At 62.3% G+C, this 23,831-nt stretch carries 18 protein-coding genes; 6 read left to right on the forward strand and 12 right to left on the reverse strand.

Annotated elements, in window-relative coordinates:
- Window positions 1-199: 199 nt before the first annotated feature.
- From MESCI2_RS1000000137850 to MESCI2_RS0106530, 8 genes are all read right to left on the reverse strand, one after another.
- A complete protein-coding gene (locus MESCI2_RS1000000137850; RefSeq protein WP_027035855.1) occupies window positions 200-1,828 on the reverse strand; it encodes an alpha-D-glucose phosphate-specific phosphoglucomutase in 1,629 nt (542 codons plus the stop codon).
- 3 nt (window positions 1,829-1,831) lie between these two features.
- A complete protein-coding gene (glgA, locus tag MESCI2_RS1000000137855) occupies window positions 1,832-3,277 on the reverse strand; it encodes a glycogen synthase GlgA (protein WP_027035856.1) in 1,446 nt (481 codons plus the stop codon).
- Window positions 3,278-3,280: 3 nt separating this feature from the next.
- The gene (gene glgC / locus MESCI2_RS0106505; protein ID WP_027035857.1) at window positions 3,281-4,546 is read right to left on the reverse strand and encodes a glucose-1-phosphate adenylyltransferase; all 1,266 of its coding nucleotides are present in this window, start codon (window positions 4,544-4,546) and stop codon (window positions 3,281-3,283) included.
- 52 nt (window positions 4,547-4,598) lie between these two features.
- A complete protein-coding gene (glgB, locus tag MESCI2_RS0106510; RefSeq protein WP_027035858.1) occupies window positions 4,599-6,812 on the reverse strand; it encodes a 1,4-alpha-glucan branching protein GlgB in 2,214 nt (737 codons plus the stop codon).
- Between the two features lie 106 nt (window positions 6,813-6,918).
- Entirely contained in the window at window positions 6,919-9,387 is a 2,469-nt protein-coding gene (locus tag MESCI2_RS0106515) for a glycogen/starch/alpha-glucan phosphorylase (protein WP_027035859.1), read from the reverse strand.
- Window positions 9,388-9,620: 233 nt separating this feature from the next.
- Window positions 9,621-10,430: an ATP-binding cassette domain-containing protein gene (locus MESCI2_RS0106520; RefSeq protein WP_224696644.1), complete on the reverse strand. Its 810-nt coding sequence runs from the start codon at window positions 10,428-10,430 to the stop codon at window positions 9,621-9,623.
- The gene (locus MESCI2_RS0106525) at window positions 10,406-11,467 is read right to left on the reverse strand and encodes an ABC transporter permease (protein WP_027035861.1); all 1,062 of its coding nucleotides are present in this window, start codon (window positions 11,465-11,467) and stop codon (window positions 10,406-10,408) included. Before MESCI2_RS0106525 ends, MESCI2_RS0106520 begins: the two co-directional genes overlap by 25 nt.
- A gap of 158 nt (window positions 11,468-11,625) precedes the next feature.
- On the reverse strand, window positions 11,626-12,603 hold the full coding sequence (locus MESCI2_RS0106530; protein ID WP_430981659.1) for a sugar ABC transporter substrate-binding protein: 978 nt from the start codon (window positions 12,601-12,603) through the stop codon (window positions 11,626-11,628).
- A gap of 266 nt (window positions 12,604-12,869) precedes the next feature.
- On the opposite strand from MESCI2_RS0106530, the gene MESCI2_RS0106535 reads away from it, so the two are divergent.
- The 4 genes from MESCI2_RS0106535 (at window position 12,870) to MESCI2_RS0106550 (ending at window position 16,854) form a co-directional block, all read left to right on the forward strand.
- Window positions 12,870-14,096, forward strand: coding sequence for an ROK family transcriptional regulator (locus MESCI2_RS0106535; protein WP_027035863.1), 1,227 nt, complete (start codon window positions 12,870-12,872; stop codon window positions 14,094-14,096).
- Window positions 14,096-14,542, forward strand: a complete 447-nt coding sequence (locus tag MESCI2_RS0106540; RefSeq protein WP_027035864.1) for an RbsD/FucU family protein — start codon at window positions 14,096-14,098, stop codon at window positions 14,540-14,542. The genes MESCI2_RS0106535 and MESCI2_RS0106540 overlap by 1 nt, the downstream gene beginning before the upstream one ends.
- Window positions 14,539-15,462 (forward strand): carbohydrate kinase family protein, encoded by a 924-nt coding sequence (locus MESCI2_RS0106545; protein WP_027035865.1) that lies wholly within the window; start codon window positions 14,539-14,541, stop codon window positions 15,460-15,462. Before MESCI2_RS0106540 ends, MESCI2_RS0106545 begins: the two co-directional genes overlap by 4 nt.
- A 249-nt stretch (window positions 15,463-15,711) precedes the next feature.
- Window positions 15,712-16,854 (forward strand): DegT/DnrJ/EryC1/StrS family aminotransferase, encoded by a 1,143-nt coding sequence (locus tag MESCI2_RS0106550; RefSeq protein WP_027035866.1) that lies wholly within the window; start codon window positions 15,712-15,714, stop codon window positions 16,852-16,854.
- 14 nt (window positions 16,855-16,868) lie between these two features.
- On the opposite strand, the gene cysQ is transcribed toward MESCI2_RS0106550, so the two are convergent.
- Genes cysQ through cysD form a run of 3 tightly spaced genes read right to left on the reverse strand, consistent with a single transcriptional unit; the run spans window position 16,869 to window position 20,516 of the window.
- The gene (gene cysQ, locus MESCI2_RS0106555; protein WP_027035867.1) at window positions 16,869-17,660 is read right to left on the reverse strand and encodes a 3'(2'),5'-bisphosphate nucleotidase CysQ; all 792 of its coding nucleotides are present in this window, start codon (window positions 17,658-17,660) and stop codon (window positions 16,869-16,871) included.
- A gap of 10 nt (window positions 17,661-17,670) precedes the next feature.
- Window positions 17,671-19,608 carry a sulfate adenylyltransferase subunit CysN gene (gene cysN, locus MESCI2_RS0106560; protein ID WP_027035868.1) on the reverse strand — a complete coding sequence of 646 codons (1,938 nt, stop codon included), beginning with the start codon at window positions 19,606-19,608 and terminating at the stop codon, window positions 17,671-17,673.
- 2 nt (window positions 19,609-19,610) lie between these two features.
- On the reverse strand, window positions 19,611-20,516 hold the full coding sequence (gene cysD, locus MESCI2_RS0106565; RefSeq protein ID WP_027035869.1) for a sulfate adenylyltransferase subunit CysD: 906 nt from the start codon (window positions 20,514-20,516) through the stop codon (window positions 19,611-19,613).
- A 486-nt stretch (window positions 20,517-21,002) separates the two neighbouring features.
- Here cysD and MESCI2_RS0106575 point away from each other — a divergent pair, with 486 nt between their 5' ends.
- Both MESCI2_RS0106575 and MESCI2_RS0106580 read left to right on the forward strand, forming a co-directional pair.
- Entirely contained in the window at window positions 21,003-22,301 is a 1,299-nt protein-coding gene (locus tag MESCI2_RS0106575) for an O-antigen ligase family protein (RefSeq protein ID WP_027035870.1), read from the forward strand.
- A complete protein-coding gene (locus MESCI2_RS0106580) occupies window positions 22,298-23,233 on the forward strand; it encodes an NAD-dependent epimerase/dehydratase family protein (protein ID WP_027035871.1) in 936 nt (311 codons plus the stop codon). Before MESCI2_RS0106575 ends, MESCI2_RS0106580 begins: the two co-directional genes overlap by 4 nt.
- A 52-nt stretch (window positions 23,234-23,285) precedes the next feature.
- On the opposite strand, the gene MESCI2_RS0106585 is transcribed toward MESCI2_RS0106580, so the two are convergent.
- A complete protein-coding gene (locus tag MESCI2_RS0106585) occupies window positions 23,286-23,828 on the reverse strand; it encodes a sugar transferase (protein WP_027035872.1) in 543 nt (180 codons plus the stop codon).
- Window positions 23,829-23,831 lie beyond the last annotated feature (3 nt).

Genomic DNA, 23,831 nt, shown 5'->3' on the forward strand with positions numbered 1-23,831 from the left:
CCCTTCTCCCCTTGTGGGAGAAGGTGTCGCCGCAGGCGACGGATGAGAGGTGTTCCAGCTTGGTAAAGACGGCGATCCTTCGCCCACTCATCAACCGTCTCGGCGCTGCGCGCCGATCCACCGCCCTGGGGCGAGCCACGGGTCTCGCCCCGTCCTTCGAACCCCACAAGGGGAGAAGGGAAAGCACGAGCCGCCACCCTCAAGTAATCACGCTTGGCTCGGCGCGGCCGGTATGGCTGTGAATACCGGCAATATCATCGGCCGCCGAAATCAGATCGGCAAGGGCGGCCTGGGTGTCGAGATCGTGCCTCGACTTGTCCGGCTCGTAGCGCTCGATATAGACGCGCAGCGTGGCACCTGACGTGCCGGTGCCGGAGAGGCGAAAGACGACCCGCGAACCACCTTCGAACAGCACCCTGATGCCCTGATGCTCGCTGATCGAACCGTCGACCGGATCGTGATAGGCAAAATCGTCGGCGCTGGCGATTTTCATGCCGCGCACGCTGGTACCCGGCAGCGCGCCGAGCTTGGCGCGCAGTTCGTCGACCAATGCGTTGGCGCGGTCGCTCTCAACCTCTTCATAATCGTGCCGCGAATAGTAGTTGCGCCCGTAGGTCGCCCAGTGCTCGGTGACGATCTGCTTGCAGCTCTCGCCGCGCGCGGCAAGGATGTTGAGCCACAAAAGCACCGCCCACAGGCCGTCCTTTTCACGGACATGGTTGGAGCCGGTGCCCGCACTCTCCTCGCCGCAGATCGTCGCCATGTCGGCATCCAGCAGATTGCCGAAGAACTTCCAGCCGGTCGGCGTCTCGTAGATGCCTATGCCGAGTTTTTCAGCAACACGATCGGCCGCGCCACTGGTCGGCATCGAGCGGGCGATGCCTTTCAAACCAGCCTTGTAGCCGGGCGCCAGGCGCGCATTGGCGGCAAGCATGGCGACCGAATCCGACGGGGTGACGAAAATACCCTTGCCGATGATCAGATTGCGGTCTCCGTCACCATCCGAGGCGGCGCCGAAATCCGGCGCGTCCGGTCCCATCATCTCGTCATAGAGATGCTTGGCGTGGACAAGGTTCGGGTCCGGATGGTGGCCGCCGAAATCCGGCAGCGGCTTGAAATTGCGGCAGGTGCCATTGGGCGCGCCGAGCCGGTTTTCCAGGATCTCCTTGGCATAGGGACCGGTCACCGCGTGCATGGCGTCGAAGCGCATGCGGAAGCCGGACTTGAAGAGTTTGCGCAAGGCGTCGAAATCGAACAGGCTTTCCATCAACTCGGCATAGTCGGCGACCGGGTCGATGATCTCGACCGTCATGCCGGCGGCCTTGACCGCGCCAACCGTGTCGATGTCGATCGGATCGATGTCGGCGACCTCGAAGCTCGAAATCGCCTTGGTCTTTTCGAAGATCGCGTCGGTCAGCTTTTCCGGCGCCGGGCCGCCATTGCCGGCATTGTACTTGATGCCGAAATCCTCATGCGGGCCGCCCGGATTGTGGCTGGCCGACAGGATGATGCCGCCAAAGGTCTTGTATTTGCGGATGACATGCGAGGCGGCTGGCGTCGACAGGATGCCGCCCTGCCCGACCATCACCTTGCCGAAGCCGTTGGCGGCGGCCATGGCGATGGCCTTCTGGATGACCTCGCGGTTGTAAAAGCGGCCATCGCCACCGATCACCAGGGTCTTGCCCTTGAAACCGTCGAGCGCGTCGAAGATCGACTGGATGAAATTCTCGGCATAGTGCTCCTGCTGAAAGACAGGCACCTTCTTGCGCAGGCCCGACGTGCCGGGCTTCTGATCGGAATAGGGTTTGGTGGGGACGGTTCGTATCATGCTTCAGGCAACCCTTTTCGAAAGCAGCGAGCGATAGAGTTCAACATATTTGTCCGCGCTCTTGTCCCACGACACGTCGGCCTTCATGCCCTGGCGCTGCAGCGATTCCCAGACCGCCGGACTGGCATGGGCGTCGACGAGGCGGCGGATGGCATGCAGCAAGGCACCGCCATTGTTGGGCGCGAACTGGAAGCCGGTGGCGACACCGGCGGAGACGGCGGCCTCATTGGCGTCGATGACCGTATCGGCCAGACCCCCGGTGCGCGCGACCACGGGCACGCAGCCATAGCGCAGGCCGTAAAGCTGCGTCAGCCCGCACGGTTCAAAGCGCGAGGGAATGACGATGGCGTCGCAGCCGCCCTGCATGATGTGCGACAGGCCCTCGTCGTAGCCGACGACGACCCCGATGCGGCCGCGATGCCGGGCGGCGGCGGCAAGCAGCGCGCCTTCGAGACCGGCATCGCCGGAACCCAAGATGGCCAGGCGCGCTCCTGTGGCAACGATGCTGTCGACCACCAGCGCCAATATGTCCATGCCCTTTTGCCAGGTCAGGCGGCTGACTACGCAGACGATCGGGCTGTCATCACGCTCAAGGCTGAAGCGGTCTTCCACGGCAGCCCTGTTTGGGGCGCGCGCCTTCAGCGTGCTGGCGGTGTAGGTGGACACCAGATGCTTGTCGGTTTCGGGATCCCAGATGCCGGTGTCGATGCCGTTGACGATGCCATAGAGATCGCTGGAGCGCATGTTGATGAGGCCGTCGAGGCCCATGCCGAATTCGGGCGAGCGGATTTCCTGCGCGTAGGTCGGACTGACCGTGGTGATCGCCCAGGCGGCCTGCAGGCCGGCTTTCAGGAAGCCGACACCGCCATAATATTCGACGCCGTCGAGCGCCATCGCCGCCGCCGGCAAGCCGAGTTCACCGAAGATGCCGGCACCGAACTGGCCCTGGAAGGCGAGATTGTGGACGGTCATCATCGAGGGAATGCCAACTGCCTTGCCGTAGCGCATGTAGGCCAGGGTCATCGCCGACTGCCAGTCATGGGCATGGACGATGTCCGGCTGGTAGCCAGAGATGGCGCCACCGGCGATGTCGCCGCCGACCTGGCTTAGTGCCGCGAAGCGCCGCCAATTGTCTGGCCAGTCCACGCCTGTGGCGTTGCCGTAGGGACCGCCGGGACGGTCGAACAGATGCGGCGCATCGAGCACGAACAGTTCGAGCCCGGCGAGTTGGACTGAGTGAACGGAAGCCTTGCCGCCCTGCAGCAAGGGGTATTGCAGAACCGCCCGCTTTTTCTTGACGGCGGCCATAACGGTCGGAAAGCCGGGAATGAGCGTGCGCATTGTCACGCCCTTGGCCGCCAAGGCAATGGGCAGCGCGCCGGTCACGTCGGCAAGCCCTCCGGTCTTGATCAGCGGAAAGATCTCGGGCGTGACCGACAGAACCTGCATGCGTTAGAGCCCCAGCTTGTCGATCATGTCCTGGGTGACCAGGCAGATGCCCTTTTCGGAAACGCGGAAGCGCTTGGCGTCGAGAATAGGATCTTCGCCGACCACCAGCCCTTCCGGTATCCTAACACCATGGTCGATGACCACGCGCTTCAACTTTGCGTTCCGGCCGACATGAACGTCGGGCAGCATGACGACTTCTTCCAGCGTCGAATAGGAATTGATGCGCGCGCCGGTGAAGATCAGGCTTTTTTTCAGCGAAGCCCCCGAGACGATGCAGTCACCCGAGACAAGCGAGGAGATGGCCGAACCGCGGCGGCCGTCCTCGTCATGCACGAACTTTGCCGGCGGCTTCAACTCGGCATAGGTCCAGATCGGCCAGTCGCGGTCGTAGAGGTCGAGCTCAGGCGTGATATCCGTGAGGTCGATATTGGCTTCCCAATAGGCATCGACCGTTCCGACGTCGCGCCAGTAGGCCTCGTTCTCGGCGGTCGAGCGGACGCAGGACTTGGCGAAGCGGTGCGCGATCGCCTTACCGTGCTGGACGATATAGGGAATGATGTCCTTGCCGAAGTCACGGCTCGAGCCCGGCTCGGCCGAATCGCGGCGCAACTGCTCCATCAGGAACTTGGTCTTGAAGACGTAGATGCCCATCGAGGCCAAAGCGAACTCCGGCTTGTCGGGAATGCCGGGCGGATCGGCGGGCTTTTCGACGAAGGCGATGATGTTGTCCTTGCCATCGACATGCATGACGCCGAAGCCGGTGGCTTCCATGCGCGGCACTTCGAGGCAGCCGACGGTGACGTCGGCATTGGCGTCGACGTGCTGGCGAAGCATCATCTCGTAGTCCATCTTGTAGATGTGGTCGCCGGCCAGGATGACCATGTATTCGGGCCCGTAGGCTTCGATGATGTCGATGTTCTGGTAGACGGCGTCGGCCGTGCCTTCGTACCACTGCGTTTCCGAGACGCGCTGGCTGGCCGGCAGGATGTCGAAACTCTCGTTTCGCTCGGGGCGCAGGAAGTTCCAGCCGCGCTGCAGATGGCGGATCAGCGAATGTGCCTTGTACTGGGTGGCGACGCCGAGGCGTCGAATGCCGGAGTTAAGCGCGTTGGAGAGCGCGAAGTCGATGATGCGCGTCTTGCCACCGAAATAGACCGCCGGCTTGGCACGCCGGTCGGTCAGTTCCTTGAGGCGGCTGCCGCGGCCGCCGGCCAGCACATAGGCCATGGCATCGCGCGCCAGCGGCTGGGTCCGTTTCAAGTCTGCCATTTCTACCCTCCCAAGTTACTCGATCTCGGCATGTTACTCAGTGTCGATGGGTTCAGCCGGCGACGAGCTCGAGCATGATCGTGGACAGCGGCGGCAAGAGCATCGTCGCGGCGATGCTTCCTTCCTCCGCCGTCGCCTCGACCATGCCGCCATTGCCCTTGCCGGAACCGCCATATTCAGAAGCGTCGGTGTTGATGATCTCGCGCCATTTTCCGGCCGTCGGCAACGGCACGCGATAATTATCGCGCGGCACCGGCGTGAAATTGGAAATGACGGCCACCGGGCTGCCGCCCGGCGCGCTGCGCAGCCAGGCAAAAACCGAATTCTGGCTGTCGTCGACGATCAGCCAGGAGAACCCTTCCGGTTCGCAGTCGCGGCCATGCAGCGCCGGACGCGAACGGTAGAGATAGTTGAGATCGCGCACCGTCTGCCACACACCGCGATGCGGCCGGAACTCCAGCAGGTTCCAGTCCAGCGCGCGCGCCTCGCTCCATTCGCGGCGCTGCGCGAACTCCTGTCCCATGAACAGCAGCTTCTTGCCGGGATAGCCCCACATGAAAGCGTAGTAAGCGCGCAATGTCGCGAATTTCTGCCAGTCGTCACCGGCCATCTTGCCCAGCAACGTGCCTTTGCCGTGCACGACCTCGTCATGCGAGAGCGGCAGCACGAAATTCTCCGAGAAGGCGTAGGTCAGGCCGAAGGTGAGGTCGTTGTGGTGGTGCTTTCGGAAGATCGGCTCCTTGGAGAAATACTCCAGCGTGTCGTGCATGAAGCCCATATTCCACTTGAAGCCGAAGCCCAGGCCGCCTTCATGCACCGGTGCCGAGACCTTCGGCCATGAGGTCGATTCCTCGGCGATGGTCATCACGCCCGGATGGTGGCCGTAGACCTCCTTGTTCATTTTCTGCAGGAAGCTGACCGCCTCGAGGTTCTCGCGGCCGCCCTTCTCGTTGGGGATCCATTCGCCGGCTTTGCGCGAATAATCGAGGTAGAGCATCGAGGCGACCGCGTCGACGCGTAAACCGTCGACATGGTATTTCTCGGCCCAGAACAACGCGTTGTTGACGAGGAACGACACCACCTCGCGGCGGCCGAAATTGTAGATCGCGGTGTTCCAGTCGGGATGAAAACCCTTGCGCGGATCGGCATGTTCGTAGAGCGCGGTGCCATCGAAATTGGCCAGGCCATGCGCGTCGACCGGGAAATGCGCCGGCACCCAGTCGAGGATGACGCCGACGCCGGCGCGGTGGGCGCCATCGACGAAACGCGCAAAGCCATCCGGGTCGCCGAAGCGGGCCGACGGCGCGTAAAGGCCGGTAGTCTGGTAGCCCCAGGACGGGTCATAGGGGTGTTCAGAGATCGGCATGAATTCGATGTGGGTGAAACCGGTCTCGACCACATAGGGGATCAGCCGGTCGGCCAATTCGTCCCATGACAGGAACGTTCCGTCGTCGTGAAGCTGCCAGGAGCCGGCATGGACCTCGTAGATCGAGATGGCTTCGCGCCGGTGATCGGCATTGCGCCAGAAATTGCGGTGCGCCTCATCGCCCCACTCATGCGCCGGCGGCACGGCAACGACCGAAGCGGTGGCCGGACGCAGTTCGGACTTGAAGGCGAACGGGTCGGCCTTCAGCGGCAGTCTGACACCATCGGGGCCGATGATCTCATATTTGTAGGGGCGTCCGGCACCGATGTCGGGTACGAACAGTTCCCAGATGCCGGTGTCGCGGCGGTCCCGCATCGTGTGCCGGCGACCATCCCATTCGTTGAAATCGCCGACCACCGAGACGCGTCGGGCATTGGGAGCCCAGACGGCGAAATGCACTCCGGAAGCGCCTTCGTGGTCGATGACATGGGCGCCGAGCTTGTCGAACAGCCTTAGGTGCGAGCCTTGGGCGATGTAGTAGTCGTCCAGGGGCCCGAGCACCGGACCGAACGAATAGGGATCGGTCAGCCACCAGTCGCCGCCGGCATTGCGCGCGTGGTAGCGCAGGGGCTGCCGCTTCCTGATCGAGAGCTTGCCTTCGAAAAAGCCGCCATCGTCGCGCCTGGACAATTCACCCGCGATGGTGCCGGTCAGCGTGTAGGCAGTGACGAATTCGGCATTCGGAACAAAGCACCGCGCATACAGGCTCTTGCCGACTTCATGGACGCCAAGGACCGCGAATGGATCTCCGTGCGTGCCGGCAACAATCGCCGCAACATCGCTGGCTGGCGCCAGTCCGTCCGGCCCGCTTGTCGCAGCGGTCGCGCGCGGCTTCTTCATCAGGCAGTGTCCCTCCCCGGGCACCAAGTGTTTGTTTCTAGTGATGTGAATCCGACTTTCAAACACATCACCGGGACCACATTGTTCGCGGCCTCATGCAATCACATCAGACAGGCACGTTCCAGATTTCTTTCGCATATTGGCGGATCGTGCGATCGGAGGAGAACCAGCCGACACGCGCAACGTTGCGGATTGCCCTGGCGTACCAGTCGGGACTGTTGCGCCAGACCGCATCGACCTCGCGCTGGGCGGCGGCATAGGCATCGAAATCCGCTGCGACCATGAACCAGTCGCTGTTGTAGAGACCGTTGATGAGGTCGCGGTAACGTTCCGGATCGTCGGGCGAGAAGACGCCTGACGAAACAGCTGCAACCGCTTGCGCCAGCTCGGGCGAGCCTTCGATGACGGCGCGCGGATCGTAGCCTTTGTTGCGCCGCTCGGCGACCTCGGCGGTGGTCAGCCCGAAGATGAAGATGTTGTCGTCGCCGACGCATTCCTTGATCTCGACATTGGCGCCGTCGAGCGTGCCGATGGTCAGCGCGCCGTTGAGCGCGAACTTCATGTTGCCGGTGCCCGATGCTTCCATCCCGGCGGTCGAGATCTGCTCGGAAAGGTCGGCAGCCGGCATCATGATCTCGGCCAGGCTGACATTGTAATTCGGCAGGAACACCACCTTAAGCAGACCGCGCACGGCCGGATCGCGGTTGATGACTTTTGCGACGTCGTTGGCGAGTTTGATGATCAGCTTCGCATTGTGGTAGCTGGGCGCCGCCTTACCGCCGAAGAATTTCACGCGCGGCATCCAGTCGCGCTCGGGGTGCGAGCGGATCTGGTCATAGAGAGCGATCGCCTCGAGGATGTTCAGAAGCTGGCGCTTGTATTCGTGGATGCGCTTGATCTGGATGTCGAACAGCGCCGAGGGATCGACCTTGATGCCGAGCCGGTCGGCGACGAGGTTGGCCAGCCGCGCCTTGTTGGCGCGTTTGACGGCGGCGAACTTGTCGCGAAAGGCGGCATCGCCGGCGAAACCGTCGAGATCCTTGATGGCGTCGATGTCGTCGAGAAAGTGGTCGCCGATCGCCTCGCGGGCAAGCGACGTCAGCCCGGGATTGCACTGGATCAGCCAGCGCCGCGGCGTGATGCCGTTGGTCTTGTTGTTGATGCGATCGGGATAGAGCTTGTGCAGATCGGCGAACACCGTCTCCTTCATCAGGTCGGTGTGAAGCGCCGAAACGCCGTTGATCGAATGCGAGCCGACAAAGGCCAGATTGCCCATGCGCACCCGGCGATCGCCATTTTCCTGGATCAGCGAGATGCGGCCGATCTGCTCGTCGGAGAACTGGTTGGACGCACGCGCCTCCAGGAGCACTTCAGCGTTGATGGCATAGACGATCTGCATGTGGCGCGGCAAAAGCCGCTCGAACAGCGGCACCGGCCAGCTTTCCAGTGCCTCGGGCAACAGCGTGTGGTTGGTGTAGCCGAAGGTGCGCTTGGTGATATCCCAGGCCTGATCGAAATCCATGCCGTGGACGTCCATCAACAGACGCATGAGTTCCGGCACGGCGATGGCCGGATGGGTGTCGTTGAGGTGGATCGCGGCCTTGTCGGGCAACGACTTCAGGTCGCCATATTGGCTGAGATGGCGCTGGACGATGTCCTGCAGCGAGGCGGTGGAGAAGAAATATTCTTGCCGGAGGCGCAGTTCCTGTCCGGCCTTGTGGGAGTCGGCGGGATAGAGCACGCGCGACAAGGCATCGGCCTTGTTGCTTTCGGCAAGCGCACCGATGTGGTCGCCGGCATTGAATTTGTCGAGCAGGATCGGATCGACCGGCATGCCCGACCACAACCGCAGTGTGTTGACGCGATTGGCCCGCCAGCCCACCACGGGCGTGTCATAGGCGACGGCCAGCACATGCTCGGTCGGCTTCCAGACATGGCGTTCGAGCCGGCCGTCCTTCGAGGTGATCGATTCCACCGAACCGCCGAAACCGACCTCGAAAGAGCGTTCGCGGCGTTCGAATTCCCACGGGTTGCCATGGTCGAGCCAGGTCTCGGGCAATTCGACCTGCCAGCCGTCGTGGATCTCCTGGCGGAACATGCCGTTGGCATAGCGGATGCCGTAGCCATGCGCGGGAATGTCGACGGTCGCCATGCTTTCCATGAAGCAGGCCGCGAGCCGGCCGAGGCCGCCATTGCCGAGTGCCGCATCCGGCTCGAGTGCAGCGATGAGATCGAGATCGACGCCCAGCGACGACAGCGCCTCGCGCATATTGTCCATCAGGCCGAGATTGGAGAAGGCGTCGCGCATCAGGCGGCCGATGAGGAACTCGAGCGACAGATAGTAGACGCGCTTTTCCTGCTGGTCGTAGGCCTCTTTCGTCGCCTGCATCCAGTGGTCGACGATGCGGTCACGCACGACCTTGATCGAGGCGGTCAGCCAGTCGTACTGGGTCGCGACGGTGATGTCCTTGCCGACCCTGTATTTGAGAGCCTTCAAGACTTCCGCTGCGAGCGTCTTCGGATCGGGATTTTCAAGTTCGGGCTGGGGAGCTTCGGATGTCATCGCGCGCGTCATGCTGCCTCTCGTGCGGTTGCCATGATCATACCGGCTTTCATCGTTCCTCCCAGCCCATGCTAGCCGATACTGCCATATATTCAATCGATTTAGGTAAGCCAGCGGCGGCTTACCCTGCGGCAATTTGACAATTTGAAGCGCGGCGCGCCCAGACAATCTGCGCGACGCGCTTCAAATTTTGTTCCGTGCATGTCGTTGTCCCAAAACCGCTACGCACTTTTGGGCGACATGCATCAAGCCGCGAGCGCTGCCTCTGGCGGAACCTTTGCTCCGGTCATGAACGCCACGGCATCGGACATCGTATATTGCTTGGGATCGATGACGCAGAGGCGACGGCCGAGCCGGTGGATGTGAATGCGGTCGGCCACTTCGAAGACATGCGGCATGTTGTGCGAGATCAGCACGATCGGCAGGCCGCGCTTCTTGACGTCGAGGATCAGTTCGAGCACGCGGCGGCTTTCCTTGACGCCGAGGGCCGCCGTCGGTTCGTCCATGATCACCACACGACTGCCGAAGGCGGCGGCGCGCGCCACCGCAACGCCCTGCCTTTGACCGCCCGAAAGCGTCTCCACCGCCTGGCTGATATTCTGGATGGTCATCAAGCCAAGCTCGGTGAGCTTGTCGCGGGCGCGCTTTTCCATCGCCGGACGGTCGAGCATACGAAGCCAGTCGCCCAGAAAACCCGGTTTGCGGATTTCGCGGCCGAGGAACATGTTGTCGGCAATCGAGAGCGCCGGCGACAGCGCCAGATTCTGATAGACTGTCTCGATGCCGGCTTCGCGGGCCTCCATCGGTGATTTGAAGGCGACGGGTTTGCCTTCAAGCCGGATCTCGCCTTCGTCAGGCACGGCCGCGCCTGAAATCGCCTTGATGAGCGACGACTTGCCGGCGCCATTGTCGCCGATCACGGCGAGGATTTCGCCGGGGTAAAGGTCGAAGTCGGCATTGTCGAGGGCGGTGACGCGGCCATAACGCTTGACCAGGCCACGAGCGGTGAGAATGGGTTCCTGGGTCATGGTCATGCCGAAACCTTTCTGATCCATTGGTCGACTGCCACGGCGCCGATGATCAGCACACCGGTGAGCAGCACTTTCCATTGCGGATCGGCGCCCAGCATGTTGAGGCCCATGGAGACGACGCCGACGATCATCGCGCCGAAAAGCGTGCCCAGGATCGAGCCGCGTCCGCCGAACAGAGAAATACCTCCGATCACCGTCGCGGTGATCGCCTGCAGATTGTAGTCGGTGACGGCCGCTGACGGCGAGATCGAACCATTGCGGCCGATGGAGACCCAGGCAGCGAAAGCGGCGATCAGCCCGGCAAGGGTGTAGACCGTCATCAGCACCTTCTTGGTCTGGATGCCCGACAGCTTCGCCGCCTCCTGGTCATCGCCAACGGCGTAGACATGGCGGCCCCATGCCGTGTGATTGAGCACGTACCACAGGACCATAACGAGCACGACCGTGGCAATGACACCGAGCGTCAGCACCGCCGTGCCGACCTTGAAGCTCAATGCAAACAGATGCAGCAGCGGCGCTTGGGTGTCGACATCGGTGTCGCGGATCGTCTCATTGGCCGAATAGATGAAGTTCGTGGCCATGACGATGTTCCAGGTGCCAAGCGTCACGATGAAGGGCGGCAGCTTCATGTAGGCGACAAGCACCCCGTTGAGCAGTCCGCAGGCCGCGCCGGCGGCAAGACCGATCGCCACCGCGAGCGCGCTCGGCATGCCGTAGCTGACCGCGCAATTGCCCATGATCACCGCTGAAATCACCATGATCACACCGATCGACAGGTCGATGCCTGCGGTCAGGATGACCAGCGTCTGTGCGGCACCCAGAATGCCGATGATGGCGATCTGCTGCAGGATAAGCGTCAGCGTGTAGGACGAAAAGAACCGCCCTCCGATGGTGATGCCGAAGACGATGATCGCCAGAACCAGGACGATCAGCGGCACCGCCGCCGGCGTCGAATGCAGGAAATGCTGGATGCGCTTGACGGCCGATTTGTGCTCGTCAAAGGCAGCCACGCTTGTGTCGCTGCTCGAGAGAGCCTTCTCGAATTCCTGAGCTTGAGCCATGTTTCCTCCCCGTGGGCTTCAGCCAAACGCCGACGCCAGTCCACGCCTTTCCGGTCTGCTGCCGGGATTGTTCGCGGTCACGCAACCATCGTCCACCCGAAGCGGCCGGGGATCAAGCCCCGACCGCTCAGGTTCGGTAGATGCCTGTCAGACCGGCATCAGCCCCAGCACTTGGCGAGGCCTTCCTTGGTGTCGATGGACTTCACGCCGGTGGCCGGCTTGTCGGTCACCAGATTGACGCCGGTGTCGAAGAAGTTCTTGCCTTCGGTCGGCTTCGGCTTGGTTCCGTCCTTGGCAAAAGCGGCGATCGCCTCGATGCCGAGTGCCGCCATCTGCAGCGGATACTGCTGCGATGTGGCACCGATCACGCCTTCAGTAACCGATTTCACGCCGGGGCAGCCGCCGTCGACCGAAACGATAAGCACCTGCTTTTCAAGGCCGACGGCCTTGAGCGCCTGGTAGGCACCGACAGCGGCCGGCTCGTTGATGGTGTGGATGACGGTGATGCCGGAGTCCTTCTGAAGCAGGTTCTCCATCGCCTTGCGGCCGCCCTCTTCGTTCCCGTTGGTGACGTCGTGGCCGACGATGCGCGGATCGTCCTCGTCGCCGATCTTGTTGGGATCCTTCACGTCGATGCCGTAGCCCATCATGAAGCCCTGGTCGCGCAGCACGTCGACGGTCGGCTGCGAAGGGGTCAGGTCGAGGAAGCCGATCTTGGCATCCTTCGCCTTGTCGCCCAGCGTGGCGGCTGCCCAGGCACCGATCAGCTTGCCGGCTTCGAGATTGTCCGTCGCAAAGGTCGCGTCGGCGGCATCGATCGGATCGAGCGGCGTGTCGAGCGCGATCACCAGCAGGCCGGCATCACGCGCCTTCTTCACGGTCGGCACGATGCCCTTGGTGTCGGAGGCAGTGATCAGGATACCCTTGGCGCCGTCGGCGATGCAGCTCTCGATAGCCGCGACCTGGCTCTCGCTGTCGCCGTCGATCTTGCCGGCATAGGTCTTGAGGTCGACGCCGAGTTCCTTGGCCTTCGCGGTGGCGCCTTCCTTCATCTTGACGAAGAACGGATTGGTGTCGGTCTTGGTGATCAGGCAGGCACCGACACCAGCCGCGGATGCGGACGACGCAAACGCCATCAGCCCCAGAGCCGCGGCGGCAAACACGGTCGATTTCAACAGTTTTGTATTGGTCACGATTTCCTCCCAGTGGAACCATCCGGATGCCGGCCAACCGGCACCTGCAGCGCGTCCAACGAAATTCTCCCAGCGTGGACGCTGCTTCAACAGACACCAGCACGAAGCCTCTGTCAATAATTAAATCACTCTTATTTATTATTGACAGCCTTGCTTCGTTCACCCATTCTGGCCCAAAAGCATTGAGGGGAAACGACGGGAGGAACAGGGTGGAAACGGCCATTGCGAGGCACGGTTCGCCCGAGGTGAATGACAGTCTCATTCACCGAGGCACCAACCAGAGCGGCATGCGCGACCACAATGAGCGGTTGGTGCTGTCGCTGGTGCGCCAGCACGGCAGCCTGGCAAAATCCGACATCGCCCGCATGACCGGACTTTCGGCGCAGACGGTTTCGGTCATCATGCGCGAGCTGGAGGAAGAAAGCCTCCTGCTGCGCCAGGCGCCGTTGCGCGGCAAGATCGGCCAGCCTTCCATCCCGATGGCGCTCAATCCCGAAGGCGCCTTCTTCATCGGCCTGAAGATCGGCCGCCGCAGCGCCGAACTGGTGTTGATCGATTTTCTCGGCAATGTCCGTTCGATGCTGCAGCATTCGTATCGCTATCCGGCGCCGCGCGAGACGGTGGACTTCGTCAGCAACGGCATGCGGCAGATGCGCGGCGCGCTGACGCCCGCACAAGACAAACGCATCGCCGGGCTCGGCATCGCCATGCCGTTCGAATTGTGGAACTGGGCCGATACCGCCGGCGCCCCGCGCGACGTCATGGACGAATGGCGTCACCGCGACATCAGGGCCGACATCCAGGCGCAATGCGATTTTCCGGTCTATTTGCAGAACGATGCCACATCGGCCTGCGGCGCCGAGCTCGTCTTCGGCCAGGCGGGCGCTGCGCGTGACTTCGTCTATTTCTATATCGGCGCCTTTGCCGGTGGCGGCATCGTGCTGAATGGCCGGCTTTTCGGCGGCCCGACCGGCAATGCCGGAGCGCTCGGCTCCATGCCGGTGCCCGGGCCGGACGGCAAGCCGACCCAACTGATCGATGTCGCTTCCATCGCCATGCTCGAAAAGGCGCTCAACGCGCGCGGCGTCGAGGCCTCGCATCTGTGGACCTCGCCGGAAGACTGGGGCGAGATCGGACCCGAGCTCGACGACTGGATCGCCAGCGCCTCGCAAGCGCTCGCTTACGCCATCGTCGCTGCATCCTCGATCATCGATTTCGAAGCGGCGGTGATCGACGGCTGGATGCCGAAGGCGGTGCGCCGCCGGCTGGTCGACGCCATCATCGCGGCAATCGCCACGATCGATGGCGAAGGCTTGAAGCTGCCCGCCATTCGCGAAGGAACCGTCGGCATCCATGCCCGGGCGCTCGGCGGCGCCAGCCTGCCACTTTCCGAACGCTTCCTGATCGGCTCGACGACGATTTCCAGGAGCGCCTGATGCTGATCGGAATTCCGGCGCTGCTCGGTCCGGAGCTTCTGGCGATCCTGCGCGGCATGGGCCATGGCGACGAAATCGCCCTTGTCGACGGAAACTATCCGGCGGAACAGCAGGCAACCCGGCTGGTGCGTGCCGACGGGCACCCTCTTATCCCGGTACTCGATGCGATCTTGAGCGTGCTGCCGGTAGACGACGCCGTTCCAGAGGCGCTGTTTCGCGCCTCGGTCAAGGGCGATCCCTCGGTTGCCGATCCCGTCCATCGTGAGATCGAGGCGATCTGCGCCAAACGGGCGCCAGGCCGCAAGGTGGTTGCGCTGGCTGGCGCCGACTTCTATGCACGGGTCAAATCGGCGCATGCCATCGTCGCGACCAGCGAGCCGCGGCTCTACGCCAACATCATCATCCGCAAGGGCGTGATCCATCCGCCGGAGACCAGGAAGCCATGATCCTCTGCTGCGGCGAAGCCCTGATCGACATGCTGCCGCGCACGACGGCAGCGGGTGAGCCGGCCTTCGCGCCTTATGTCGGCGGCGCGGTGTTCAACACGGCGATCGCGCTTGGCCGGCTCGGCGCGCCGGCAGGCTTCTTTTCCGGCCTGTCGTCGGATCTGTTCGGCGGCCAGTTCCGGGATGCGCTGGGGGCAAGCAAGGTCAGCTCCACCTATGCGCACACCTCACCACGGCCAACGACACTGGCCTTCGTCAAGCTCACCAACGGCCAGGCGACGTACACTTTCTATGACGAGAACACCGCCGGCCGCATGCTGACCGTTGACGACTTGCCGCAGCTCGGCAACGAGATCGAGGCCATGCTGTTCGGCGCCATCAGCCTGATTTCGGAGCCCGCCGGCAGTGCCTATGAGGAGTTCATGCGGCGCGAGCATGAAAGTCGAGTGATGATGCTCGATCCCAACATCCGGCCGAACTTCATACCGGACAAAGCCAAGCACCTCAGGCGCATTCGCGCGATGATGGCGATGGCCGATATCGTGAAATTGTCGGACGAAGATCTGAACTGGTTCGGCGAAGCCGGCTCGCACGAGGATGTCATCCGCAATTGGCTGGACCGCGGTCCGAAGCTGATCGTCGTCACCCATGGCAGCGAAGGCGCCGTCGGCTATACGAGGGAACATGCCGTCACCGTCATGCCGGAAAAGGTCGAGGTGGTCGACACGGTCGGCGCCGGCGACACGTTCAACGCCGGCATCCTCGCCTCATTGCATGAGCAGGGCCTGCTGACCAAGGCGGCGATTTCCGGCTTGTCGAAAGACGCCATCCACAAGGCGCTGGCGCTCGGCGCGAAGGCGGCAGCAGTGACCGTGTCGCGGGCCGGCGCCAATCCACCCTGGCGACATGAAATCGCCTGAGCAAACGCTCAACATAAGTTGAGCCCAATCGATCACTTTATGTTTCGCAGGGGCTCTTTACAGGGCTATAAGGGCGGGATGGCGCCCGACGAAGCCCGGATTTCCGGCATCTGACTGACATTCGCCGGGAAATACTGGTAACGGACTGCGACACTTGGGCAATTTGGGGCTCCGCCTGCCCGGCTTTCTCGGCAAGCGCAACTCTGGTACCAGCGGCCGATTATCTGGCTAACCCGTTTTGAGGCCGACATGCAGTTCATCGATCTTGGCGCGCAGCGCGAACGAATCCGCGACCGGCTGAAGGCCGCGATCGACGGTGTCGTCGACGAAGGCCGTTATATTCTTGGCCCGCAAGTCACCGAATTCGAGAATAAGCTTGCCGCCTATATCGGCACCAAGCATGTCGTGGCCTGCGCCAACGGCACCGACGCGCTGCTGTTGCCGCTGTTTGCGGCCGGCGTCGGCCCGGGTGACGCGGTGTTCGTGCCGAGCTTTACTTTCGCCGCCACCGCCGAAGTGGTGGCGCTGGCCAAGGCCGAGCCCGTGTTCGTCGATGTCGACCCGCATAGCTACAACATCGACATTGCCAGCCTCGAAGCGGCCATCGCCATGATCAAGAAGGAAGGAAGGCTGAAGCCGAAGGCAATCATTCCCGTCGATCTGTTTGGCCTTGCCGCCGACTACGAGGCGATCATGGCGATCGCCAACCGCGAAGGGCTGATGGTGATCGAGGATGCCGCCCAGTCGATGGGCGGTTCGCTCGACGGCAAGATGTGCGGTGCTTTCGGCCATGTCGGATCGACCAGCTTCTATCCGGCCAAGCCGCTTGGCTGTTACGGCGACGGCGGTGCGATGTTCACCAATGACGATGCGCTGGCCGAACAGCTTCGCTCCTTCGCCTTCCACGGCAAGGGCGAGACGCAATACGACAATGTCCGCGTCGGCATCAATTCGCGACTCGACACGATCCAGGCGGCGATCCTGATCGAGAAGCTGGCAATCCTCGAAGACGAGATGGTCGCCCGGCAGGTGGTGGCAAAACGCTATGCCGAAGGGCTTGGCGACATCGTCACCGCCGCCCGCAATCTGGACGGCACCCGTTCGGCCTGGGCGCAATACGCCATCGAGACGCCCAAGCGCGACGGGCTGAGGGCGCATCTCGGCGAAAAGGGCATTCCATCTGTCATTTACTACGTGAAGCCGCTGCATGCCCAGGTCGCTTATCGCGACTACCCACGCACGCCGAGCGGCCTTGCCGTTTCGGAAGACCTGCCGAAGCGCATACTCTGTCTGCCGATGCACCCTTATCTCAGCGAAGCCGACCAGGACCGCATCATCGAGACGATCCGCAACTATATCGGCTCGAATTCGGCGCAGGCCGCAGCAGAGTAAGCTGCGGGGCCTTCTCAGGCGGGGCTGACCCCTGCCCTGCCGCTGGCAATGAAATGCGGATTGGCAAAATCCTCGTCGTCGCTTTGCCTGCGCTTGCCATAGACCAGAGGTTGGCCGTCCAGCGTGCGCGTCATACCGCCGGCGGCGCGCAGGACAGCGTCGCCTGCCGCCGTGTCCCATTCCATGGTGCGGCCGAAGCGGGGATAGACATCGGCCTCGGCACTGGCGAGAAGGCAGAATTTCAAGGACGAACCGACCGAGACGATTTCGGCGGCACCAAGGTCGCGAATATAAGCCTCGGTTTCCGGTGTGTTGTGAGACCGACTGGCGACGACGGCCAGCGGCGTCGCGGCCGTTCTCGCAGCGATCGGCCGGCGGCCGACGATCTCGTAGTCGCCATCGATTTCGAGTGATTCCGCCCTGCCCGGCAGGCCGGAAAAGAAGCGCCCCGTACAGGGCGCAAAGACGACGCCGACTTCCGGCACCCCATCGCGAACCAGGGCGATGTTGACGGTGAAATCGGTGCGGCGGTTGACGAATTCCTTGGTCCCATCGAGCGGATCGATCAGAAAAAAAGCCCCGTCCAGGTCGGGCGGCACGATGCCGGCGGAAGCTTCTTCCTCGGCCACGCAGGGGATATCGGGAAATGCGGCACGCAGTCCGGCGAGAATGATCTTTTCGCTCTCGCGGTCCGCCTCGGTCACCGGCGAGGCGTCGGACTTGCGGTCAACCGCACAGCCGGCGTGGAACACGCGCATCACCTCACGCCCAGCCGCCAGGGCCAGGCGCTCGAAGATTTCAAGCATCAGCCTGTCGTCAGATGCCGCCGCCGCTATCGTATTGGTCTTCGGCAATGTCGCGCTCGTTCAGCCAGTGTTCCAGGGCGTCGACCATCTCTTCGGCCGATTTGCCGAGTGTCCGCAGATGGATCTCCGGGTTTTCCGGCGCTTCGTAGGGAGAATCGACGCCGGTGAAATTCTTGATCTCGCCATTCAATGCGCGCGCATAGAGGCCCTTCGGATCGCGCCTGGCGCATTCCTCGAAGGGCGTATCGACGAACACCTCGATGAACTCTCCGTCGGCCATCAATTCGCGAGCCATGCGCCGCTCGGCGCTGAAGGGCGAAATGAACGAAACAATGACGATCAACCCGGCATCGGCCATCAAACGCGCCACTTCGGCAACGCGGCGGATGTTCTCGACGCGTTCGGCATCGGTGAAACCAAGATCGCGGTTGAGACCGTGACGGACGTTGTCGCCGTCCAGGATATAAGTGTGGCGGCCGGTGGCGAACAGCTTCTTTTCGAACAGGTTGGCGATGGTCGACTTGCCGGAACCCGACAGCCCGGTGAACCAGAACACGGCGGGCCGCTGGTTCTTCATGTCGGCGCGCACGCGCTTGCCGACATCGAGCGACTGCCAATGGATGTTTTCGGCGCGGCGCAACGAGTGCAGGATCATGCCGGCGCCGACCGTCGCGTTGGAGATGCGGTCGATCAGGATGAAGGCGCCGGTGGTGCGGTTTTCGGCGAAGGGATCGAAGGCGATCGGCGTCCGCGTCGAAATGTTGCAGATGCCGACTTCGTTCATTTCGAGCGACTTTGCCGCTTCATGGGCAAAGTCATTGACGTTGATCCGATATTTCAGGTCGGTGACGGTGGCGCTGGTCTGGTCGGTCTCGGTGCGCAGGATGTAAGAGCGGCCTGGCAGCAACGCATGCTCGTCGAACCAGACGATGTTGGCGGCGAACTGATCGGCGACCTGCGGCCGTGCGGCAGGCGAAACCAGCATATTGCCGCGCGAGATTTCGACTTCGTCGTCGAGGACGAGCGTGACGGCCTGGCCGGCGGCCGCCTGGGCGAGATCGCCACCATACGAGACGATCCGCTTGACGCGCGAGGATTTGCCGGACTTGGCGACAACGACCTCGTCGCCGGGCGCAACCGAGCCGGAGGCGACCGTGCCGGCAAAGCCGCGAAAGTCGAGATTGGGACGATTGACATACTGGACCGGGAAACGGAACGGCAGTTCGACCATCGCTTCGTCGACCGATACGGTTTCGAGATGCTCGATCAGCGTCGGGCCGGAATACCATTCCATGCTTTCCGACCGACGGCTGACATTGTCGCCATAACGGGCCGACATCGGGATCGGCACAATGGTCTGGAAGCCGAGATCGCGCGAGAACTGCCCGTAGTCTTCGACGATCCGGTCGAAAACCGCCTGATCGAAACCGACAAGATCGATCTTGTTGACGGCCACCACGATGTGGCGGATGCCGAGCAGCGAAGCGATGATCGAATGACGTCTTGTCTGGCGCAACACCCCTTGCCGGGCGTCGATCAGCACGATCGCCAGGTCGGCGGTCGAGGCGCCGGTCGCCATGTTGCGGGTGTATTGCTCGTGGCCAGGTGTGTCGGCGACGATGAATTTGCGCTTCGGCGTGGCAAAGAAACGGTAGGCGACGTCGATGGTGATGCCTTGCTCACGCTCAGCCTCCAGACCGTCGACCAGCAGCGCGAAATCGATGTCGTCGCCTGTCGTGCCATGCTTGCGCGAATCGCGTTCGAGCGCGGCGAGCTGGTCCTCGAAAATCTGCTTGGTGTCGGACAGCAGGCGCCCGATCAGCGTCGACTTGCCGTCATCGACCGAGCCGCAGGTCAGGAAGCGCAGCAGCGACTTCTTCTCCTGCGCCGCCAGATAGTCGCGAACGCCGTCGGTGGGGGCGAGGCTCTTTGCCATGATGTGGCGCATGGTCAAAAGTACCCCTCGCGCTTCTTCTTTTCCATCGAGCCGGCTTCATCGCGGTCGATCAGGCGACCCTGCCGTTCGGACGTCCGTGCCGTCAGCATTTCGCCGACGATGGCTTCCAGCGTGTCGGCATCCGATTCGATGGCGCCGGTCAGCGGATAGCAGCCAAGCGTGCGGAACCGCACCAGCCGGTTCTCCACTGTCTCGCCGGGGCGCAGTTTCATGCGCTCGTCGTCCCGCAGGATCAGCATGCCGTCGCGTTCCACCACCGGTCGTTCCTTGGCGAAATAGAGCGGCACGATCGGGATACTTTCCTGCAAGATGTACTGCCAGATATCCAGCTCGGTCCAGTTCGACAGCGGAAAGACGCGGATCGATTCACCCGATGCGATGCGGGTGTTGAATATCTTCCACATTTCGGGGCGCTGGTTCTTCGGATCCCACACATGCTGGGCGTTGCGGAAGGAAAAGATGCGCTCCTTGGCGCGCGATTTCTCCTCGTCGCGGCGAGCGCCGCCAAAGGCCGCATCGAAACCGTATTTGTCGAGCGCCTGGCGCAGCGCCACGGTCTTCATGACATGGGTGTGGGTGTTCGAACCGTGGTCGAACGGATTGATGTTGTCGCGCACGCCGTCTTCGTTGACATGAACCAGGAGATCGAAGCCGAGTTTCTGCGCCATCTGATCGCGAAAGGCGATCATCTCGCGGAACTTCCACGTCGTGTCGACGTGCAGAAAGGGGAACGGCGGCTTGGCGGGATAAAACGCCTTCATCGCCAGATGCATCAACACGGATGAATCCTTGCCGACCGAATAGAGCATGACCGGCTTGGCAAAGGCGGCCGCAACCTCACGGAATATATGGATGGACTCGGCTTCAAGCCGCTGAAGATGCGTAAGCGCTGTTGTCATGGACCGCGGGCGTTCTTTCGTATCTTCCAACAGAAGACCCTGCCTCAAATCATCGAGCTTCTTGCGCCCGGTTCGAGCCTTGCTTCTGGACAATCTTTCTCGTGCCGGCGTTCTAGCAGATCGCCATTGTCAAGAACAATGCTGGACTGACCCGGCCGCACATGGTTCGAGAATGAATTTTCCACAGATGCCGCCAAACCCGGAAATTCCTGCCCTCAAGCTCAAGAGCTTAGAAAACGCGGGGAAAATATTGCTTGAATGGACCGGCTAGGGCTTTCAAGGCACTTCCCTGGCCGACCGTCGCCTGCCGCCGTTTTTCGGTGGCAATCCACCCGATCCACTATCGAAAATGGGGGACAGCCGCTATACCAGCCTCGGCAGCGGGCAGGTGCATCATGAGGCATGGGCAATTTCGGGGCGAGCGCATTCAACTTCGCTAAACAAGATCCGCCGCATGAAACTTGCCGAAAACAGCGAGCCCGAAAATTGAGCCGGCTTTCATCCCTCACACAGCAATTCTCGCCTTCGCGGGTCAACAACTACTTCTCCATCCTTTGCTTCTTTTTTCCGCCGGTCCTGGGGTCGGTGGTCAGCTTTGTGTTCAATGGCGGAGGCCTTTCGTCCGCCCTGCTGATTGCTTTAGGGAAAAGGCGCTTCAACGCCGACCGGCCCATGATCTGGATGACGGTCGCGATCTATGCCTACTGCGCCGCCAATCTCCTGGCGTCCATCGTCAACAACTCGTTCGTCCGGGATGCGCCACATCTTATCCCGCTCGTCACCTTCCTGTTTTTTCCCGTTTCCTATTCGACTTGGAGCATCACGCAGAAAACCACGCTTGCCCGCAGTGTCGTGCTTTCCAGCATGGCCGCCTGCTTTGTCGCGCTGCTCATGGCCGTCATCCAGCAATATTGGATTGGCGTCAGGGCCGAGGGGGGAGCCGGAAATCCGATCGTCTTCGCAACCGTCGTCTGCCTTGCCGTGATGATGTGTGTGGCTGGCGCCTTGTCCAGTATTGAGCAAGCCCGGACACCCCTCTTCTACGCGACACTGGCCGGGACGGTCGCCGTCATCTATTCCGGCTCGCGTATCGTCTGGCTGGCACTGCTGATCGCCGGCATCGCCGTCATGCTGATCAACCGGCACAGGCTCAGAGGCAGGAATGCCGTTCGCCTGCTGCTGCTGCTGGCGGCGGTCGGCGTCGTGATCGCCGCTTCCAGCTTCCAGGCGATATCCGGGCGGGTCGACTTTTTGCGCTCCGATTGGGGTGCGCTTGGAGCCAGCGGCAACTACGACACCTCGTTGGGAATACGTGTTGCGCTTTGGGAGATCGGCCTCAAAGCATTCCATGACATGCCACTGTTCGGGCACGGTGTGGGTGCAACCCAGCTTCTGATCAAACAGGGCTTTCATGAGCAGTTCGCGATGGACACAGGCTTCAACCATTTCCACAACGGCTTCCTGACCGCCTTGGTGCAAGCAGGAATTCTGGGCGCCGTCACGCTGGCGGCGATCTTTATCGTTGCCGCTGGAAATGCCGCCCGGGTCTTGCGAAACAGCAGCGATCCGAACGAGCGGTTCGGCGCCACCATGATTGTCGTTGTGGTGATCACCTATCTGACGGCCGGAATGACAGGCATCCTGGTCGGCCATGACATTCTGGACTCGGTGCTGATGGTCTTCCTGGTGAGCGGAACATATCTCGCCTCCGGACGCCATGTTCCCTTGCTGGAAAAGCAGGCACTTCCATCAGTCACGCAAGACCTGTTTCGGGCAAGGCCATGAGGGTTTTGGTCACGGGCGCGACAGGTTTCATCGGGCGTCTTGTCGTGCGCCACCTTCGCCAAGCCGGTGCCGAGCTTCGCCTCGCCTCCCGCCATCCCGAAAGGCTTGGTTCGGAGAACGAGACTGTGCCGATGCCCGGCTTCGACGCGCCGGCCGCCGCCTTCCTGGAACTGACCCGGCATATGACTGACGTCGTCCATTGCGCAGGCCTCAACAATGATCGGGGAAACGCAACCGAAGCCGATTACCAGGCGGCCAATGTGGAACTGAGCGCAAGGCTGGCGCATGCCGCGGCCGCCCAGATAAGCGGACGCTTCATTCATCTCTCCACGATCCGGGCGGTGATCGGCGCGCATGTCAGCGCAACGATCGCCGAGGACACGCTTCCTGCCCCACAATGCGCCTATGGACGCTCGAAGCGCGAAGGCGAGATCAAGGTTTTGGACGCCTACGCGTTACACGGCCGCTCCGACGCCGCCGTGTTGCGCCTGCCGCCGGTCTATGGAAGCGGCATGAGGGGAAATCTGGCAACGCTGATGCGCCTTGCCGATACGCCGCTGCCGCTGCCGACGGGTGCCTTGACCGGAATCCGCTCGCTGATGTCTTCCGAGGCCGCGGTGCGAGCAGTGTCGCACCTGCTCAGCCATTCCGGACCGCTTCGCCCGATCTATGTCGGCGCCGATGTGCCGCCGGTCGCCGTCGAGGCCGTTATCGCCGCCTTTCGCAGGGGTTTGGGACGGCCTGTGCGCCTGATGGCTGTGCCGGCCGGCCTGATACGGCCGGTCGTGACTGCATTCGGCAGGCGGGCGTTCTGGGACAGCCTGACCGCGACACAGATATGCGACCCTGCCCTGCTGGTATCGCAGGGGTGGACGCCTGAAGCCGGCACGCTTGAACGGCTGGCCGAGCTGGCGCGGCTCGGTAGATCCTGACTTTCTTGCTTGACCATGATCTTTTCCAAAAACCGGCTTCCACTTTTTGGGATCATGGTCTGCGGTAGAGCGTTCCAAACAGGATCCGAAGGTCGAGCCAGAACGACGCGGTGCGGAGGTAGGCAGCATCCGTTTGCGCCAAGAGCTCCGGGTTCGACATGTCGATGCCCCTGATCTGGGCCAGGCCTGTTATGCCCGGAAGTGCTGCCAAAACCCCCAGCCGCCCGCGACACTCGATCAATTCCGTTTGGGTCGGCAGGCAGGGGCGCGGCCCGACCAAGCTCATTTCGCCCTTCAGGACGTTCCAGAATTGCGGCAGCTCATCGAGCTTGAACTTCCGCAAGACCTTCCCGACCGATGTCACGGAATCCGCCGGCGCCTCATGCGAGGGTAGCGACGGCGTGCCTACATACATCGTGCGCAACTTGTGGCAGCGGAAAAGCCGACCGTCACGGCCGACCCGCACCTGCGAAAAAATAGCCGGGCCCGGTGACGATGCCCGAACGGCAAGGACGGTGAGCGCCAAGACAGGAGACGTCGCCACCAGCAGCAGAGCCGCACCGGCAATATCGAAGATTTGCTTGGCTGCCTTCATGAA

It is taken from the genome of Mesorhizobium ciceri WSM4083 (assembly GCF_000519305.1).
Taxonomy (GTDB): Bacteria; Pseudomonadota; Alphaproteobacteria; order Rhizobiales; family Rhizobiaceae; genus Mesorhizobium; species Mesorhizobium ciceri_B.